This window comes from Micromonospora sp. WMMD735 (assembly GCF_049178995.1).
Classification (GTDB): Bacteria; Actinomycetota; Actinomycetes; order Mycobacteriales; family Micromonosporaceae; genus Micromonospora; species Micromonospora wenchangensis.
Map to the genome: position 1 here is coordinate 370,964 of NZ_JBMHMJ010000002.1, position 16,875 is coordinate 387,838.

Sequence of the window (16,875 nt, forward strand, 5' to 3'; positions counted from 1 at the left end):
CCGGGCTCGCGGGAGTCCGCTGTCTCCCTCCTCCGATCGCAATCGGATCCCGGCGAGATGCCCTTCACCTGTGCCGTTTGCTCGTCCTGCGTGCCCTGACGTACTCGGGGGAGTTCCTGATGCCTTCCACGACGCCCGACCCGGGCGCCGGACCGCTTCGACGACGCGCCGTTCGATGGCTCGCCACTGTACGGCTGCTGCGCTACGCACACCCGGGACTGATCGCCGGCGCGGGTGCGCTCCACGTTGCGGTCGGCCTGCTCCCGATCGCCTTCATCCTCGCGACGAGTACCCTGATATCGAGAATCCCTGATGCCATGTCAGATTTTGGTGGCCATGGTGGCATAGGTCGGATCGGTCTCGCGCTGATGCTGGCCGTCGCCGCTTTCGTGCTGCAACAGATTCTCGTCCCGTTCCAGTCGGTGCTGGCTGAACTGGTGATCCGTCAGGTCGACGGCGCGTGCACCGTCCGACTGATGGCGTGTGCGTTGCGTGATCTCCCGGTCGCGGACCTGGAACGGCAGGAGGTGCTCGATGTGCTCTCGGACGCCCGTAACGGCTTCGAGCGGGTGGTCCCCACCCCGGGCGATGCCGCTGCCGGAACCCTGGCTCTGATCGCCCGCTACACCCAACTTGTCGGGGCTGCGGTCATGGTGTCCGTGGTACTGGGACCTGGCATCGGTGTGCTTGTGGCCGCAACGGCGATCGTGATCAGGTTCGGCCAACGCGGCTCGCTGAGCCGCTTCGGCGCGGTACGGGCGACCCTGGCCGGTCCGCGGCGGAGACTGTCCTACCTGCGGCGCACGGCGACCGGAACCGGGCTGGCCAAGGAGGCACGGGTGCTCGGCCTGGTCCCCTGGCTCCGGCAACGCCATGGCACGGAGGCACGCGGCTACCTGGAGCCGTTGTGGGCGACCCGCCGCAGGCTGCTGTTCTGGCCTTTCGTCGCGCTGGCAGGGTTCGGCCTGCTCGGTGGCGGCGCGGCGCTGTCGGCCCTGGCCGAGGACGGCACGAACGGTTCGCTGACGCTGCTCCAACTGTCTGTTGCCCTTCAGGCCGTGCTGATTCCCATGCGCTTCGGCGTCTTCTTCCCCGAGAGTGACATGCAGACGCTCTACGGGTTGGCCGCCCACGACGCACTGACCCGCCTGGAGCAGGTCGCGGCGGATGGGGGCGGCCACGGTCGGCAGTACGACCCCGGTCACGTCCTTGATCAGGCCGGGGCCGTTCGCTTCGAGGGCGTCGGTTTCCGCTACCACGACGGTGCTCCCGCCGTGCTCGACGGGCTCGACCTCGAACTCGCACCGGGGACGTCGACGGCGATCGTCGGCCTCAACGGCGCGGGGAAGACGACGCTGGTGAAGCTCCTGACCAAATTGCACGAACCCACCAGTGGCCGGATCACCGCTGGCGGGACCGACATCGCCGGTATCTCGCCGTCGGCCTGGCACCGGCGCATCGCCGTGATCTTCCAGGACTTCACCCGGTTACATCTCACCGCGGCCGAGAACATCTGGCTGGGCCGACCGGACCTCCTCGGTGACCGCAACGCGCTCCTCACCGCGGCCCGGCGCGCGGGCGCACAGGAGATCATCGACGGCCTCCCGCACGGCGTGGACACGGTCCTCAGCGCCGAGTACGAAGGTGGCACCGACCTGTCAGGCGGCCAGTGGCAGCGGATCGCTCTGGCCAGAGCCTTGCTGGCACTGGAGTGCGGGGCGTCCCTCCTGGTGCTCGACGAGCCCACCGCCCAACTCGACGTCCGTGCGGAAGCCGCGTTCTTCGAGCGCTTTCTGGACATGACCAAGGGTGTGACCAGTGTTATCGTCTCGCATCGCTTCTCCAGCGTGCGCCAGGCCGACCGCATCGTCGTGCTCGCCGACGGCAGGGTGGCCGAATCCGGCACGCACGAACAGTTGATGGAACTCAACGGAAGTTACGCCGAGCTCTTCAGGATTCAGGCGGAACGCTTCACCGCGGACGAAGCCGCCGACCCGTCGACGACTGAACGCTTCCTGCCGAGGATCGACGGAGCGGCCCGATGACCACGGTCCTTGCGGTCCGACACCTTCTGTGGCTCGCCTTCCGCTGTGATCCAGGGCGTCTCGCGCGTGCCTCAGCGATGCTGGCCGCCGGATTCCTGTCCACCCCGTTGATCGCGCTATGCCTCAAGTCGCTCACCACCGCGGCGGTCAATCATGACTCGGGCACCGCCGCTCGGCTGGCGCTGATAACGGCAGCACTGCTGGTCTTTGAGCTCATGATGAACCACTTCGCCCACCTTTCCTACTTCGAACTGGGCGACCTCAGCGAGGTCGAACTCCAGAACGAGCTGATCACGCTCGCCCACGGCGTCGGCAACCTCGAACAACTGGACACTCCGGCCTACGCTGACACCCTGGCGTTGGTCCGCGAGGAACTTCCACGCACCCGCGCCTCCCTGGAGGCCGTTCTACAGCTCGGGGGCCTGGTCCTGCAGATGGGCCTGACGGCGGTCCTGCTCGGCTCGCTCAACGCGTGGCTGCTCCTTCTTCCCGTCGCCGGAGCAATCCCCGTCCTGGCAGGCAATCGGGCTCAGCGTCTGGTGGATCGTGCGAAGGAGGACACCGCTGCGCTGACGCGTCTCGGCCGGCACCTGCTGGAGACCACCACCATGCTCGCGTCGGTCAAGGAGATCCGCCTGTCGGGTGCCGAGGCCATGCTGATCGAACGCCACCAGCGCGACTGGGCTACCACCTCTACCGCGCTACGCAGGGCCCAGACTCGAGCTGCCCTGCTGCGTGCAGCGGGGCAGCTCACCTTCGCCGCCGCCTACGGCGGTGCGATCTATCTGGTGGTTCGGCAGGCGTTGCAGGGCGGCTCGGGGCTGGGCGACGTGATTCTGGTGATCGCTCTGGCCGCTCAGATTTCCTTCCAGGTGTCCAATGGACTCGGCCTGCTGACGATTGTCCAGGCGGCGGGGTGCACGATGGAGCGGATCCGGACACTACGCAGTGTCGCCGCCGCGTCGCCCGAATCTGCCGTACCCGGGTCGGGGAAACTGCCCGCAGTCCTCACTCGCGGCATCCGTCTCGACCACGTCAGCTTCCACTACCCGAACAGCGACCGGAAGGTCCTCGACGACGTCACCCTCGACATCCCGGCAGGCACGGCGCTTGCCGTGGTGGGCGAGAACGGGGCGGGTAAGAGCACCCTGGTCAAACTGCTGTGCGGGCTGTACCGGCCGACCTCGGGAAGAATTCTGGTGGATGACGTCGACCTCGCGTCCGCCGCCCCCGCCGGGTGGCAGCGCCGGGTGTCGACCCTCTTCCAGGACTTCGCCCGGCTGGAGCTGCGGCTGCGGGACAACACCGGCATCGGCGACCTCGACCGAATCGACGACGACCAGGCCCTGCAGCGGGCGATCGACAGGGCCGAGGCGGGCCCCGTCCGGGCGCTCGTCCCCGACGGTCTGGACGGCCTGCTCGGCCGGGGGTACGGCGACGGCACCGAACTCTCAGGCGGCCAGTGGCAGAAGCTCGGGCTGGCCCGCACGCTGCTGCGCCGAGGTCCGCTTCTCGTCGCCCTGGACGAACCCGCCTCCGCCCTGGACGCGACCGCCGAGCAAGCGCTCTTCGAGCGCTTCGCCGACCTCGTCACGGAAACCCGTGCGGACACCGGCGCGATCACCGTACTGGTTTCGCACCGCTTCTCCACCGTGCGGATGGCCGACCTGATCGTGGTCCTGGAACAGGGCAGCGTCTCGGAGGTCGGCACCCATGCGGACCTCATCGCGAGTGGTGGCCTCTACGCGGAGCTGTACCACCTCCAAGCTCGTGCCTACGCGTGACCTCGGTCCTTCCGGGTGGTCGATCGCGCGGGGACCGGAGGTGACGGTCCCTATCGCGGTCGGTCCGGCACAGTGCACGCCGACGTTCGAGCGATCATGGGACCGCGAGAACGTCGACGACCTGCGGCGGCTGGCCGACAGGGGCAGTGAGACGCCATGGTCGACGCGGCAGGCCGTCGTCGAGGCCGTTGGTTGGTCGGATCCGCTGTTGACGACTGGTTGTCGATCGGGGAGGTGGCCCGGCGTACGGGTCTGAGTGTCAGCGCCATCCGGTTCTACGCCGACGAGGGCGTCGTCGCGCCGGCCGGGTACACCGGGGCCGGGTACCGGTGCTACGACGCGCGGGGCGTGGCGGCTCTCGAACTGGTGCGTACGCTGCGGGACCTGGGCGCGGGGCTGGACGAGATCCGCCGGTTGCTGACCGAGGAGATCACAGTGCGGGACCTCGCGACCGCTCATCTGGCGCTCGTCGAGCGGCAGATGGGGCAGTTGCGTACCCGGCGTGCCGTGCTGCGGGCGGTGGTGCGGCAGGACAGCGAGGCCGGGCAGGTGAGTCTCGTGCACCGGCTGGCGTCGATGTCCGACGACGACCGTGAGCAACTCGTGCAGGAGTTCTGGAGAGAGGTCACCGAGGGCCTCGACGTGGGGGAGTTCGTCGACCACCTGCGCCCGTGGCGGCCCCGGCTGCCGGAGGACCCCACCGGCGAGCAGCTCGACGCGTGGATCGAGTTGGCCGACATGGTGCGTGACGCCGGGTTCCGGCGGGCGGTCCGCGAGTACTTCGGTGAAACCTTCGCCGCCGCGGCGGACCACGGGCGGGACGACCCGTCGGCGGGGGCGGAGACCGCGGAACAGGTCGAGATCCTCGCGCAGGCCAGGGCCGCGTCCGAGGCCGGCGTACCTGTCGACTCCCGCGCGGCCCGGCAGTTGGCGACGCGGTGGGTGGCGCTGACCGCCAGCCGCTGCGGTGAGCGGGATCTGACCGAGGTGCGGCGGCAGATCGTCGCCGCCGACCCCGGGCCGCAGGTGGCCCGGCATGTCGCGCTGCTCGGCAGGTACCACGCGCTGACCGCCACCATCAACGGCACACCGCAGCCCGTCGTGCGGGCCCCGGCGTCCACCTGGCTGTACGCGGCCGTCGCCGCGCTGCCCTGACCAGGTGTGCGGCCCGGCCCCGGAGCGGCACGAGGTCGGCGTGCCTCCCGGCGGTCCGGGTCGACGGCGTGGACGGCACCGGAACAGGCCCGAGCCGCGGAGACGCGGCTCGGGCCTGTTCCCGGTTGTGCGAGGTCAGCCGAGGGTCACCGGTTGCGCAGCCGGTACGCCCGGATGACCGTCTGGTCGACGCTGTCGCCCTGCCGGTCGGTGACCGAGGTGCGCAGCGACACGTACCCGCCGGTGCGGGGGTGCTGGAGGGTCGCGGTCCAGTTCGCGCCGGCGGCCCGGACCGTGGCCGGCTGCCAGGTCCTGCCGTCGTCGTAGGAGACCTGCACGGTGACCTGCTTCGGGGCCACCGTGACCCCCTCGTTGCCGAGGATCCGCAGCGGGACCTCGAAACGCTTTCCGGCCGGTGCCGACGCGTTGCGGTCGAGCGGCGGGTCGTACCGCACCACCATGACCGGCAGCCGGGCCCAGTCCGCGGAGGCCGGCCGGGCGGAACGGAAACGCCAGGTCAGGGCGACCTCGGTGGACAGCTCGGTGAAGCTGCGCCGGGAGGAGGCCTCCAGCCGGTACGCGGCCGCCTCCGCCGGCACCTCGAAGAAGCCGAAACCGGCGTCGGCGGGTTCGGTGTACTCCGCGACCAGCTCGTCGCCCCGTTAGAGCGCCGTGCGACCGGTGTCACCGGCGGACCAACCGCCGTGCCCGGCCGCGTCCCCGTGCAGCGGGATGTCGACCCGGATCACGTCCTCGATCCGCCCGGCGCTGCTGAACGGGCTCCCGGTCGCGATCAGGGTCGGTCCGACAGGTGAGGTGTTCCACACCTCCTGGTAGCTGCGACCGGCCCGGTAGCGCCGCAGCGGGCTGTAGAGCGACGTGCGGAACTCCGTGTCCCCGTCGACGCTCTGCCCGATGGTGATGCCGCCCGACCAGGCGACGGCCTTCGTGCTGTAGTACTCGGTCCAGGTGTCGCCGACCGGCACCCCCGCGCTCAGGGTCCAGCCGTACACGCCGTCGAACTCCGCCGACATGTTCCGTTCGACCTGGTCGCCGAGCCGCTCGCCGCGCAGTTCGTGGCGCATGGTGGCCAGCTCCGAGCGCCGCACGTCCCTGCGGTACCCGGTGGGCAGCCGGCCGGGGAAGCCCTCACCCAGGTGGTAGATGTACGGGCTCCCGGCGAAACCGCCGTCGCCGTCCGGCCGGGCCCACTGGTGCGCGACGTAGCCGGCGACGTGCCCGTGGCTGGCCCGGTCACCGAGTTGGGCCGAGTAGAGGCCGGCGAACCCGGTGGCCCCGATGTCGATGATCGCCGGGGAGCTGCCGAACAGGTCCACCAGCACCCCGGTCTGCACCAGCACCGGGCGGGCGGTGCGCTCCGGCACGCTCGCCGTGATCGGCTTCGCCTGCCGCGCGTCCAGGGTGACAGTCGTGTCCCGGGTCAGCGTGATCTCGGGTCGGATCAGCAGGCTGCTGCGCTCCCGCGCACCGGACTCCTCGACGACGCCGGTCACCGCGTAGCGGCCGGTGGGCATCCGGACGGTGACGGGGCCCCCGGAGATCCTGTCGAGCGGTTCGATCGCCGGTACGTCGATCCCGCTGACCAGACTCCAGTAGGTGTCCGCCGCCACGCCCGTCGAGTCGAGGTGCTGGACCGTCAGGTCGTAGCTCTCCACCTCGCGGTGCACGCCGACCGGAACGACGGTGCGGAGTTTCCCGGTGCTGGCGACCAGGTGCCCGCTGTAGTAGCCGTCCGCGCCGTCGACGCTGGTGTCCACGGTGGCCGCCACCTGGGCGGTGCCGCCCGCCGGCACGGTGACCTGCGGCGACGCGGTGCGGAACATGCCGGCCGGGGCCGGTTTGCCGTCGGGCCCGGTGATCTGCCAGGCCAGGTCGAGGGTGAGCGCCTCCGTACCGTCGTTGCGGAAGGTGACCGTCCGGGTGATCGGGTCGTCGTCGCGGTGGGGCCACCGCGTGCGACCGTACGACACGCTCTGCGGTTCGGCGGTCACCGACTGCCCGATGGCCCGCGCCACGTCGACCAGGCCCGCGCCCTGCTGGTACGCGGTGTCACCCGGGTGCGGGTTGGCCGAACCCATCAGGGTGGCCTTGAGGCGGGTCGCCTGCCAGCCGGGGTGCTGCTGGGCGAGCAGCGCCGCCGCGCCCGCCACGTGCGGTGCGGCCATCGAGGTCCCGGACTCGGCGACGTGGTACTTGTCGACCGGTACGCCCATCTCGCCCTCGGCGGCCCGGGCGGCGACGATGCCGACGCCCGGCGCGGTGATGTCCGGTTTCACGGCGTCGTCGCCGACCCGCGCGCCCCGACTGGAGAAGGGCGCGAGGGACCCGTCGCGGTCGACCGCGCCGACGGTCAGCGCGGCGTCCGCGCTACCGGGCGAGCCGACCGTCCGCCCGGCCGGGCCCTCGTTGCCGGCGGAGACCACGAAGAGGGCCCCGGTCTGCGCGGTCAGCGTGTTCACCGCCTCCTCGAACGGGTCGACCTCGGGCCCGTCGCGGTCACCGAGGCTCATGTTGATGACCGCTGCCTTCTTGTCCACCGCCGCCCAGTGCATCGCGGCGAGGATCGCCGAGTCGTCGCACCACCGCTCGCAGACCTTCGCGGAGACCAGGGAGGCACCCGGGGCCACCCCCCGGTACTTCTCGTCCGAGGCGGTGCCCCGGCCGGCGATGATCGAGGCCACGTGGGTGCCGTGCCCGAACCGGTCGACCGGGTCGGTGTCCGGCAGGAAGGTGACCGCCTCGGTCACCGCGCCGGCCAGGTCGGGATGGGTCAGGTCGACGCCGCTGTCGATGACCGCCACGGTCACCCCGGCGCCGGTGAAGCCGGCCTGGTACGCCGCGGGCGCCCCGATCTGCCGTACCCCCCGGTCCACCGCCAGTCGACGTTTCCCGTCGAGCCAGATCCGTTCGATGCCGGCGACGCGGCCGGCGGCCCTCGGCGCGGCCCCGGTCAGCGTCGTCCAGACGTCGACCAGGTCGGCCTTGTCCGCGCTGACCGCGGCCCCCTCGATCGCCGGTAGCGGCCGGTCGACCCGTAGTTCGCCACCGGGCAGCGGCGAGCCAGCCCGTCGGGCGGTCGCCCGGTCCGCGTACGCCACGATCATCGGCAGCCGGTCGCGGGCCGCGTCGTGGTAGCCGTACCCGATCAGCCTGGTGACGTTGAACAGGCGACGGTCCAGCACACCGGACGCGATCAGCGGCACCGCGTCGGCGGGTACCACGTGCAGCTCACCGTCGATCTGGTGGGACCGGAAGCGGATGCCCGCCCGGTCCTTCGCCGGGCGGATCGTCACCCGACCGCCGCGGTCGACGGTGATCCGGTCGCCCGTGATCAGCGTGACCGTCGCCGGCTGGGCGCCGACCCCCACCGGCGGCACCCCGCCACCCCGGCCGGTTGCGCCACCGTCGGGCGCGGCGTTCGGCGCGGGCCAGACGGGTTGTCCCCACCCCAGCACCACGGCGGCGGCCAGTGCGGCCGCACCGATCCGTGTGAGTCTCCTCATCGAACCTCCAGATCAGACCATCAGGACGTACGAGAAGGATCCGCAGCACTCTTCAGATTCCTGTTAGGACGGTCCGCTGCGGGTGCGGCGCAATGGTGTCGCCCGGATCACTCGACGACCGGTGAGCCTCCTTCCCGCTGTCACCGGCGTCCGGTGGCCCCGGGCGAGCTGTCGGGCGGCATCCCCGGGGGTCGATGCTCCGCCGCCGAGGTCGGCTCGTCGGGTGCCACGAGTGTGCGGGAACCGGCGCGGGGCACCACCTGCCTGGCTATCCTGTGGCACGTCGTGACGGGCTCGGCTCGTACCAGGAACCCACCAGAAGGCGACCACCGTGACAGCCACCCCACGCCAGGACGCCCGGCCGGCGACGGTGACGGCGCACGGGGTCCTGGCGGTGCTGACGGTGCTCACCCTGGTGGGCAACCGGTACTACGGCGCGGACGGGTGGCAGGTCGCCGCCGCGGCAGGTGCCGCCGTCCTGCTCCACGGGGCCGCCGTGGTGTCCCGCCGCCGGCCGTGGCCGGGGTACGCGACCGCCGCGCTGGGCATGCTCGTCCTGGCGACGATCTCCTTTCCGAGCTGGTCGGCGATCCTGCTGCCGTCGGCCCTGTGGTTCCCCGTCACGTTGTGGTGGCTGACGGGCCTCGTCCCGGTCAGGTCCTCGGTGGTCGCGCTGGCGGTTGCCGTGCTCGGGATCGTCCTCGCCGAGCTGGTGGCCTGGGACCGGCTGCCCCCCGGGATCCCCGGATGGACCCTCCTGGTCGAGGGTGGGCTGCTGACGCTCGTGGTCGGCGGGGTGTGGGCTGCCGCCCTGCTGGTGCGTCGGCGGCGCGAGGCGGGCCGGCGGGCCGAGAGCGGACGGCTGGCTGCGGCCGTCGCGGACGAGCGGGCCAGCATCCGTCGTGACCTGCACGACGTGATCGCCCACACGGTCACCGTCATGGTCGCGCGGATCGAGGCCGCCGCGGTGACGACGACGGATCCGGCGACCCGCCGCGAACTCGGCGACATCGCCGAGGCGGGCCGGGACGCCCACCAGGGTCTGCGGGCGATGCTGGCCACCCTGGGGCCGACCACCACGGCACCGCGCGCCGGTGCCCGGCGCGACCAGGTGCCGATCTCGCTGGACGCCCTCGCCGACATGGTGGCCTCGGCGGCCAGCCCGCTGCACGCGGTGACGTTCGCGGAGGTGGGCCCGCGGCGGCCGCTGAGCCTGAGCGCCGAGGTGGCGGCGTTCCGTACCGTGCAGGAGGGCGTCACCAACGCGCTGCGTCACCTCGAACCGCCGGTCGAGGTGACCGTTCAGCTCCGGTGGGGTCCGGCCGAGCTGGAGGTGGAGGTACGCGACGACGGAGGCTCGGCGCTCCGCGCCCCCGGCAGCTCGGCGCTCCGCGCCCCCGGCAGCTCGGCGCGCCGTGCCGTCGGCGGCCGTGGCACCGGCCTGTTGGGCGTCGGGGAACGTGTGCGCGCCGCCGGGGGCACCCTGTCGGTGACGGAGGGGGACGACGGATGGGTGCTGCGAGCGCTGCTGCCCACGAAGGAGGGGGCATGACCAGGATCCGGGTGATGCTCGTCGACGATCAGGAACTGTTGCGGACCTCGTTGCGTACGGTCCTGTCGGCCGACGAACGCATCGAGGTCACCCACGACGTCGCGAACGGCCGGGACGCGGTCGAGGTCGTCCGGCGGCACCGTCTCGACGTGGTGCTGATGGACATCCGCATGCCGCGCATGGACGGGGTGGCCGCCACGGCGGAGATCGTCCGGATCGCACCGGCGACCCGGGTGCTCATGCTGACGACGTTCGATGACGACGACCTGGTCGTGGCCGCCATCCGGGCCGGCGCGAGCGGCTACCTGACCAAGGACGTCCGGCCCGCCGTCCTGGCGCAGGCCGTGTGTGACGTGGCCTGCGGGACGTCGGCGCTGGCCCCGGGGGTGGCGGCGACGGTCCTCGATCTCGTCCGGCAGGTGCCGACGCGCCGGACGGGGGCGCTGGACGGGCTCACCCCGCGCGAGGTCGAGATCTACGGGCTGCTCGCCCGGGGCAGGTCCAACGGCGAGATCTGCGCGGACCTGGTGCTGAGCGAGAACACGGTGAAGTCGCATGTCCGGGCCGTGCTGCAGAAGCTGGACCTGCGCGACCGCGTACACGTGGTGATCCACGCGTACGAGAACGGGCTGGTCGGCCGGCACGATCTGCCCGGCTGAGATTTCACTCTGCCGGGTGGTGCCGGCTCACCCCGTGGTGTGATGACCGTCGGTGACGGCCTGCCTAGGTTCGACGTCGTGCCTCTCCACCGTCTGCGTTCTTCCCGGATGACCTCCCTGTCCGCCGTCGCCGCTGTGCTCGTCGCCGTACCGCTCGCCTCGGCGACGCCGGCCCACGCCACCGGCAGGGGGCTGGTCGACGACTACCGTTCCGCCTACGCGACGCCGGGGGTCGCGGCGGCCGTGATCGACGGCTCGTCGGTCGAGACGACCGTCCGCGGCCGGGACGGTGACGGCGACGCGGTGACGGCGGGGACGCCGTTCCGGATCGCCTCGATGAGCAAGTCGATGACGGCGACAGCGGTCATGCTGCTGGTCGACCGGGGCCGTGTCGCGCTGGACGACCCGGTCGTCACGGTCCTTCCCGACTTCCGGATGGCCGATCCGCGCTTCACCGCGATCACCGTGCGGCACCTCCTCAGCCACACCTCGGGCCTGTCGGCCAGCACGAACGACGAGTACGTGTTTCCGCCTCCGCGCGACGCGCGGCAGGCCGTGGCCCGGCTGGCCGACGAGACCCTGGCCGCCGAACCGGGCAGCCGACCGGTCTACCACAACACCAACTTCACGATCGCCGCGAGGATCGTCGAGGTGGTGTCGGGTCAGCCCTTCGACGAGTTCCTGCGTGCCGAGCTGTTCACCCCGCTGGGGATGACCCACACCCGCTCGACGCCTGGGTGTTCCGATCGCGCCGAAGGTCTGCCGTCCGGGTACGGGGTCGTGCTCGGGTTCGCCGTCGCGGTGCCGGAGATGCCGGGGACGTGCGCCGGCAACGGCGGGGTGATCTCGACCCTGGACGACATGGTGCGGTGGCTGCGGTTCAACCAGGGCGGCCCCGGCGCCGGCCTGCTCAGCGCCGCCGCCCGGACCGAGCTGCACACCGTGCAGCCCAAGGCCGGCGACTACGCCCTGGGCTGGCAGGCCCGCCCGGCCGCCGCCGGTGCCCCGCCGATGATCGGCCACGGCGGGACCCTGGCGACGTGGACCGGGGACATGGTCTTCTCGCCCACGACGGGCAGGGCCGCCGTCGTCCTGACCAACAGTGTCGGCGCGCCCGGCGAGCTGTCGGCCAACCTGCTCGCGGAACGGCTCGGGACCCCGACACGGCCGATGAGCAATCCGCTCGACACCGTGAACGCGGTCCTGCTCGGGCTCACGGTGGTGCTGGCGGCGCTGCTGGTCACCGCGGCCGTCCGGGCGCGCCGCTGGGCCGTCCGACGCCGTACGACGCGACGACCGCTGTCGATCCTGCGGCTCGTGCCCCTGACCCTGGCGACGGTGCTGGGTGCGACGCTGCCCGCGGTGCTGCCGATCCTGCTCTTCGGCGCGACCTTCGACCTCGGGTACTGGATCGTCTTCGCCTGGCTGCTGCCACTGCTGCCACTGCTGTCCCTCGTCAGCTGTGTGCTGGGGGCGGTCGCGCTCGCCCGTCGGCTCTGGTGCCTGCGCCACGCAGGTCAGGCGGTCCCCGCCGGGGACAGTCCTGCGGCGGCCGGGCGGACGACGGCGTGACGGCCCCGAGCGGGGGCTATGGGTCGTCCGTTCCGTGGCGCAGTTGACTGAAGGCCCGGTCCGCGTCGGCCACCGCCTCGGGTTGGACGTCGCGTGCGGTCCGCCCATCGGCGATCTTGCGCCAGTTGGTCCGGGCCAGTACGCGGTGGACCGCGATCACCTGGGCGGCCTGGAGTCGGCCCTCGATGCCCCGGTCGAGGACGTCGGCCAGCGCGTCCTCGTCGTCGAGCGTGTACTGCACGAGTCGTCCCGCCAGGCTCGGTGTGCTGAACACCAGCCGGTGGAACGCCACCACCTCGGGTTGGTCGTTGAGGCCGGTGACCGGCTCGAAGCGGTCGAGGCCGGCCCGGAAGTGCCGGTGCAACGCCGCCATCGGCGTCACGTCGGGCCGCCGGTCGCGGACCACCCGTGCGGCCTCGCCCTGGTGGTCGGCGAACCGGTGCAGGATCAGGTCTTCCTTCGTCGCGAAGTAGCGGAACAGGGTCGGCTTCGACACCTCGGCCGTCGCGGCGATGTCGGACACCGACACCCGGTCGAAACCGTGCGTCAGGAACAGCGAGATCGCCACGTCGGCGATCGCGTCCCGGGTCCGTGCCTTCTTGCGTGCCCGCAGCCCGGTCCGTTCGATCATGCGGTCAGGGTAACATTCGTTACCGGGTTGCATTTTTAACTCGGTAACGTTTCGATGGGGTCATGAGGCAGGCAGACAACCCCCGCACCCCCACCGCCGACGGCGTGGTCGCCAATGCACCCGGCGACAGGCCGCCGGTGCTCGTCACCGGGGCGACCGGCCGGGTCGGACGATGCGTGATCGACCTGCTGACCGACGCGGGCGTGCCGGTCCGTGCCCTCGTGCGCCGCTCCGAGTCGGCGGCGACGCTGCCCGCCACCGTCGAGGTCGTCACCGGCGACCTCACCGCGCCCGCATCCCTCGACACCGCGCTGCACGCCGTCAGCACGGTCTTCCTGGTCTGGACCGCCCCACCGCAGAGCGCGGCGGCCGTCGTCGACCGGCTGGCCGCCAGCGCACAGCGGATCGTCCACCTGTCCGCGCCGCACCGCACCCCGCACCCGTTCTTCCAGCAACCGAACCCGATGGCGGCGCTGCACGCCGAGATCGAGCGGCTCATCACCGGCACCGGACTCGGCCTGACGGTCGTCCGACCGGGAATGTTCGCGTCGAACGCCCTGCTCTGGTGGGCCACCGCGATCCGCGCGGGCAGCCCGGTCCGGTGGCCGTACGGGGCGGCCGAGACGGCACCCGTCGACGACCGCGACGTGGCGGCGGTCGTCGCGCGAATGCTCATCGAGGAGGGACACGTCGGTGGCGACCACGTCCTGACCGGCCCCGAGTCCCTCAGCCAGGCCGAGCAGGTGGGCATCATCGGTGACGTCCTCGGCCGCCCGGTCGCGTTCGAGGAACTGTCACCCGACGAGTTCCGGCGCGGGACCCCGCAGGCCGCACGACCGGCGGTGGACATGCTCCTGAACGCGTGGAACGCCGCGCTGGGACAGCCGGCGTACCGCACCTCCGCAGTGGCCGACATCCTCGGAACGCCCCCACGAACGTTCCGACAGTGGGTCACCGACCACGCCGCGGCGTTCACCGTGGACCCTACGTCCGGTCCATGACACCGATGGAGGCCAACAGGCGCAGTGTGCCGCGGGCGTCGGGCCCGTCCACAGTTCGCGGAACCGGAGTGCGGTTCTGCCGGACCCCAGGTCGCCGCGAACAACGGGTTTAGGACAACACCGGTCCGTCCACCGTGCCGGGCTCCCGACCCGCCGCTCCCCGACAGCGTCAGGGCGGGAAGCGACACGGCCGGGCCTGAGGCGGTGGAACCGCTCGGCGGACGGGTCACGCCCCCAGGCCGGGCTGATCCCTGAGCTGCCGGCGGGAGGTGACGCCGAGCTTACGGAAGACACTGCGTAGGTGGGCGTCGACGGTGCGGGGGCTGATGAACAGCCGGGCGGCGACCTCGTTCGACGTGGCACCGGCGGCGACCAGCCGCGCGATGTGCACCTCCTGCATGGTGAGCTGGTCGTACGTGTGACCGGACCGGCTGCGCGGCCGCTCGCCGGTGGCCCGCAACTCGTCGGCGGCCCGCTGGGCGAAGGCTTCGAGCCCCGCCCCGGACAGCAGGCCGTGCGCGGTGCGCAGGTACGGGCGGCACTCCCGCCTGCGGCCCTCGCGCCGCAGCCACTGTCCGTACAGCAGATGGGCTCTGGCCCGGTAGGGCAGCAGCGGGCTCCGCTGGAGATGTTCGACGGCGTTGCGGTACTGCTCCTCGGACCCGGTCACCAGCCCCCGGGCCAGCGCCGCGACGCCCAGGCCCGTGGCGGTGCCGCTGGCTTCGGCGCGTTCGGTCAGCGATTGCAGGGCGGTTGCGGCGACGTCGGTCTCGCCGCAACGGACCGCGGCCTCCACCAGTTCGGGCAGTGCGAAGCTGGCCAGGAAGAGGTCGCCTGCGGCGACGGCCTGCCGGGCGGCGTCCAGGGCGGCCGGGTGGTCGGCGAGGCCGTTGTGCAGTACCGCCGCCGCCCAGTGGATGTTGGCGACCAGGAGGCCGCTGCCCTTCGCCGTCGCCGCGATCATGGAACTCTCGAAGAGTTGCAGGGCCTCCTTCCGGCGGCCGCGCATCGCGGCCATCTGAATCCGGTGGAACGGCAGCGGTGGGCCGCCGATCACCTCGGCGATCGCCTCCTCCTCGGCGATCGCCACCATCGCCGAGCCGAGGTCGCCGGCGAACACGCCGTGCGAGCCGGTGTGGGCGAGACCGAGTCGCAGAAGCAGCGGCGAGCCGGACTCGCGGCCGGTCCTCGTCAGCCACCCGGTGATCGTCGCGTGCAGGTGCGGGTCCCACATCTCACCCGCGAGCATGAGGGCGAGCGCGGGTCGTTCGATCCACAGCGGATTGTCGGGTCCGTCGAGGACCTGCCGGATCAGCGGAACGGCGACCCGGTGCCCCTCCTCCTTCAGCAGGATCAGCAGATCCAGGGCATCGGGTGGGCGCGGCGTCGACACCGAGGACCGGGCCGCGGCCAGGACCGTCTCCATCACGCCGCTGGCCCGGCCGACGAGCAGGCTCATCTCGAGTGCGTCGAGGAGGCACCTGCGGGACCGGTCCGGGTCCAGGTCCGCGAGACGGCGCGCGGCACGGATCATGAACGCCGGTCCGTTGTGGTCGTGGTGGCTCTGGAAGGCCACCTGCCCCCGCAGCAGATCGGCGTACGCGTGCTGCGACTCGTCGAGCACCGCGTTCTCGACGGCGCCGAGCAGCGCGGCGGCCCGCCGGGGGTCACCCGCGCCGAGCCTGGCCTGTGCCGCCTCGAGCGTCCGCTGGACCCGTCCGGTGGCGTCCTGCGACAGCTCTCCCGCACGTTCGAGGAAGGCCGCTGCGGCGACCACGCCGCCCCGCGCCCGGGCACGCTGGGCCGAGCGGGCGAGTTCGGCGGCCACGTCGTCGTCGGGACCGGCGGTGGCCTGGGCGCGGTGCCACGCGCGCCGGTCCGGGTCCGAGACCGCGCTGGTGACCTCGGCCAGCACGCGGTGGGCCGTGTACCGCTCGCCGGCCCGCGCGGCCCGGTAGACCGCCGACCGGGCCAGCGGATGGCAGAAGCGGATGCGGGTGGAGAACTCGATCAGTCCCGTGGCGGCCGCGGCCACGCTGGCCGTGGGCACGTCGACGCCCAGCCTCCCTGCGGCGGGCCACAACAGGCCGGGGTCGCCCGTCGGATCGGCGCTCGCGACAGTCAGCAGGAGACGGACCTCGTCGGACAGGTGCGCCAGCCGGGCCTGGAACCCGCGCTCGATCCGGGCGGGCACCGACGACGTGTCCGGTGGGCCGTAGCCACCCGACCTCGGCAGTTCGAGCAACGCCAACGGGTTCCCCCGCGCCTCGGCGACGAGCCGGCCGAGCACCTGCTCGTCGATCAGCAGGTGGCTCTGCGCCGCGAGCAGCGCCCGCGCGTCGACGTCACTCAGCCCGCCGACATCGAGGACCGGCAGTTCGTCGAGTCCGCCCGGGGTCGGCGTCCGGAGCGCGAACAGCATGGCGACGGGCTCGGCGGACACCCGCCGGCCCACGAAGCTCAGCGCCGACGCCGACGCCGCATCCAGCCAGTGGGCATCGTCGACCACACACAGCAATGGGCGGTCCCGGGCCGCGGAAGCCAGCATCTCCAGGGTCGCCAGACCGATGCGGAACAGGTCCGGTGTGCCCGCGGTCAGCCCGAAGGCGGTCCGCAGGGCGTCGGCGTGCCGGACGGGCAGGTCGGCGAGATGGCCCAGCACCGGCACGCACAGCTGGTGCAGGGCGGCGAAGGGCAACTCCCGCTCGAACTCCGCCCCGGACGCCAGGAGCACCCGCCACTCCGACGCCGCCCCCCGGGCGTGATCCAGTAGCGCGCTCTTGCCGATGCCCGGTTCGCCGCGCAGCACCAGCGCCCCGCCCCGGCCCGACCGTGCGGCGTCGGTCAGCTCGTCGAGGAGCCCGAGTTCGTTCTCCCTGCCGACCAGCGGGCCGCGAGGCGCAGCTGTGGTTCGCACCCAGGCAGGTTAGCCGTGCGGGCCCGGACCCCGGC

At 72.2% G+C, this 16,875-nt stretch carries 11 protein-coding genes; 7 read left to right on the top strand and 4 right to left on the bottom strand.

Features of this window, described 5'->3' with window-relative positions:
• The first annotated feature begins 119 nt into the window (after positions 1-119).
• The 3 genes from ACN268_RS01815 (at position 120) to ACN268_RS01825 (ending at position 4,984) form a co-directional block, all read left to right on the top strand.
• Positions 120-2,045 carry an ABC transporter ATP-binding protein gene (locus tag ACN268_RS01815; protein WP_421481391.1) on the top strand — a complete coding sequence of 642 codons (1,926 nt, stop codon included), beginning with the start codon at positions 120-122 and terminating at the stop codon, positions 2,043-2,045.
• The gene (locus tag ACN268_RS01820) at positions 2,042-3,829 is read left to right on the top strand and encodes an ABC transporter ATP-binding protein (protein WP_302742559.1); all 1,788 of its coding nucleotides are present in this window, start codon (positions 2,042-2,044) and stop codon (positions 3,827-3,829) included. The genes ACN268_RS01815 and ACN268_RS01820 overlap by 4 nt, the downstream gene beginning before the upstream one ends.
• 234 nt (positions 3,830-4,063) lie before the next feature.
• Positions 4,064-4,984 (top strand): MerR family transcriptional regulator, encoded by a 921-nt coding sequence (locus ACN268_RS01825; RefSeq protein ID WP_421481392.1) that lies wholly within the window; start codon positions 4,064-4,066, stop codon positions 4,982-4,984.
• Between the two features lie 146 nt (positions 4,985-5,130).
• Here the strand turns inward: ACN268_RS01825 and ACN268_RS01830 are convergent, their stop codons facing one another.
• On the bottom strand, positions 5,131-5,583 hold the full coding sequence (locus ACN268_RS01830) for a hypothetical protein (protein ID WP_421481393.1): 453 nt from the start codon (positions 5,581-5,583) through the stop codon (positions 5,131-5,133).
• 63 nt (positions 5,584-5,646) lie between these two features.
• Positions 5,647-8,508: a S8 family serine peptidase gene (locus tag ACN268_RS01835; protein ID WP_421481394.1), complete on the bottom strand. Its 2,862-nt coding sequence runs from the start codon at positions 8,506-8,508 to the stop codon at positions 5,647-5,649.
• A 331-nt stretch (positions 8,509-8,839) separates the two neighbouring features.
• Between ACN268_RS01835 and ACN268_RS01840 the strand changes: the two genes are divergently transcribed.
• From ACN268_RS01840 to ACN268_RS01850, 3 genes are all read left to right on the top strand, one after another.
• Complete coding sequence (locus ACN268_RS01840) at positions 8,840-10,060, top strand: sensor histidine kinase (protein WP_421481395.1); 1,221 nt, start codon at positions 8,840-8,842, stop codon at positions 10,058-10,060.
• Positions 10,057-10,719: a response regulator gene (locus ACN268_RS01845; RefSeq protein WP_421481396.1), complete on the top strand. Its 663-nt coding sequence runs from the start codon at positions 10,057-10,059 to the stop codon at positions 10,717-10,719. The genes ACN268_RS01840 and ACN268_RS01845 overlap by 4 nt, the downstream gene beginning before the upstream one ends.
• A gap of 78 nt (positions 10,720-10,797) precedes the next feature.
• Positions 10,798-12,291 carry a serine hydrolase domain-containing protein gene (locus tag ACN268_RS01850; RefSeq protein ID WP_421481397.1) on the top strand — a complete coding sequence of 498 codons (1,494 nt, stop codon included), beginning with the start codon at positions 10,798-10,800 and terminating at the stop codon, positions 12,289-12,291.
• Positions 12,292-12,307: 16 nt separating this feature from the next.
• Here ACN268_RS01850 and ACN268_RS01855 read toward each other — a convergent pair whose 3' ends face one another.
• Complete coding sequence (locus tag ACN268_RS01855) at positions 12,308-12,922, bottom strand: TetR/AcrR family transcriptional regulator (RefSeq protein ID WP_421481398.1); 615 nt, start codon at positions 12,920-12,922, stop codon at positions 12,308-12,310.
• Between the two features lie 62 nt (positions 12,923-12,984).
• Here ACN268_RS01855 and ACN268_RS01860 point away from each other — a divergent pair, with 62 nt between their 5' ends.
• Positions 12,985-13,923, top strand: a complete 939-nt coding sequence (locus tag ACN268_RS01860; protein WP_421481399.1) for an NmrA family NAD(P)-binding protein — start codon at positions 12,985-12,987, stop codon at positions 13,921-13,923.
• A gap of 226 nt (positions 13,924-14,149) precedes the next feature.
• Here ACN268_RS01860 and ACN268_RS01865 read toward each other — a convergent pair whose 3' ends face one another.
• A complete protein-coding gene (locus ACN268_RS01865; RefSeq protein WP_421481400.1) occupies positions 14,150-16,840 on the bottom strand; it encodes an ATP-binding protein in 2,691 nt (896 codons plus the stop codon).
• Positions 16,841-16,875 lie beyond the last annotated feature (35 nt).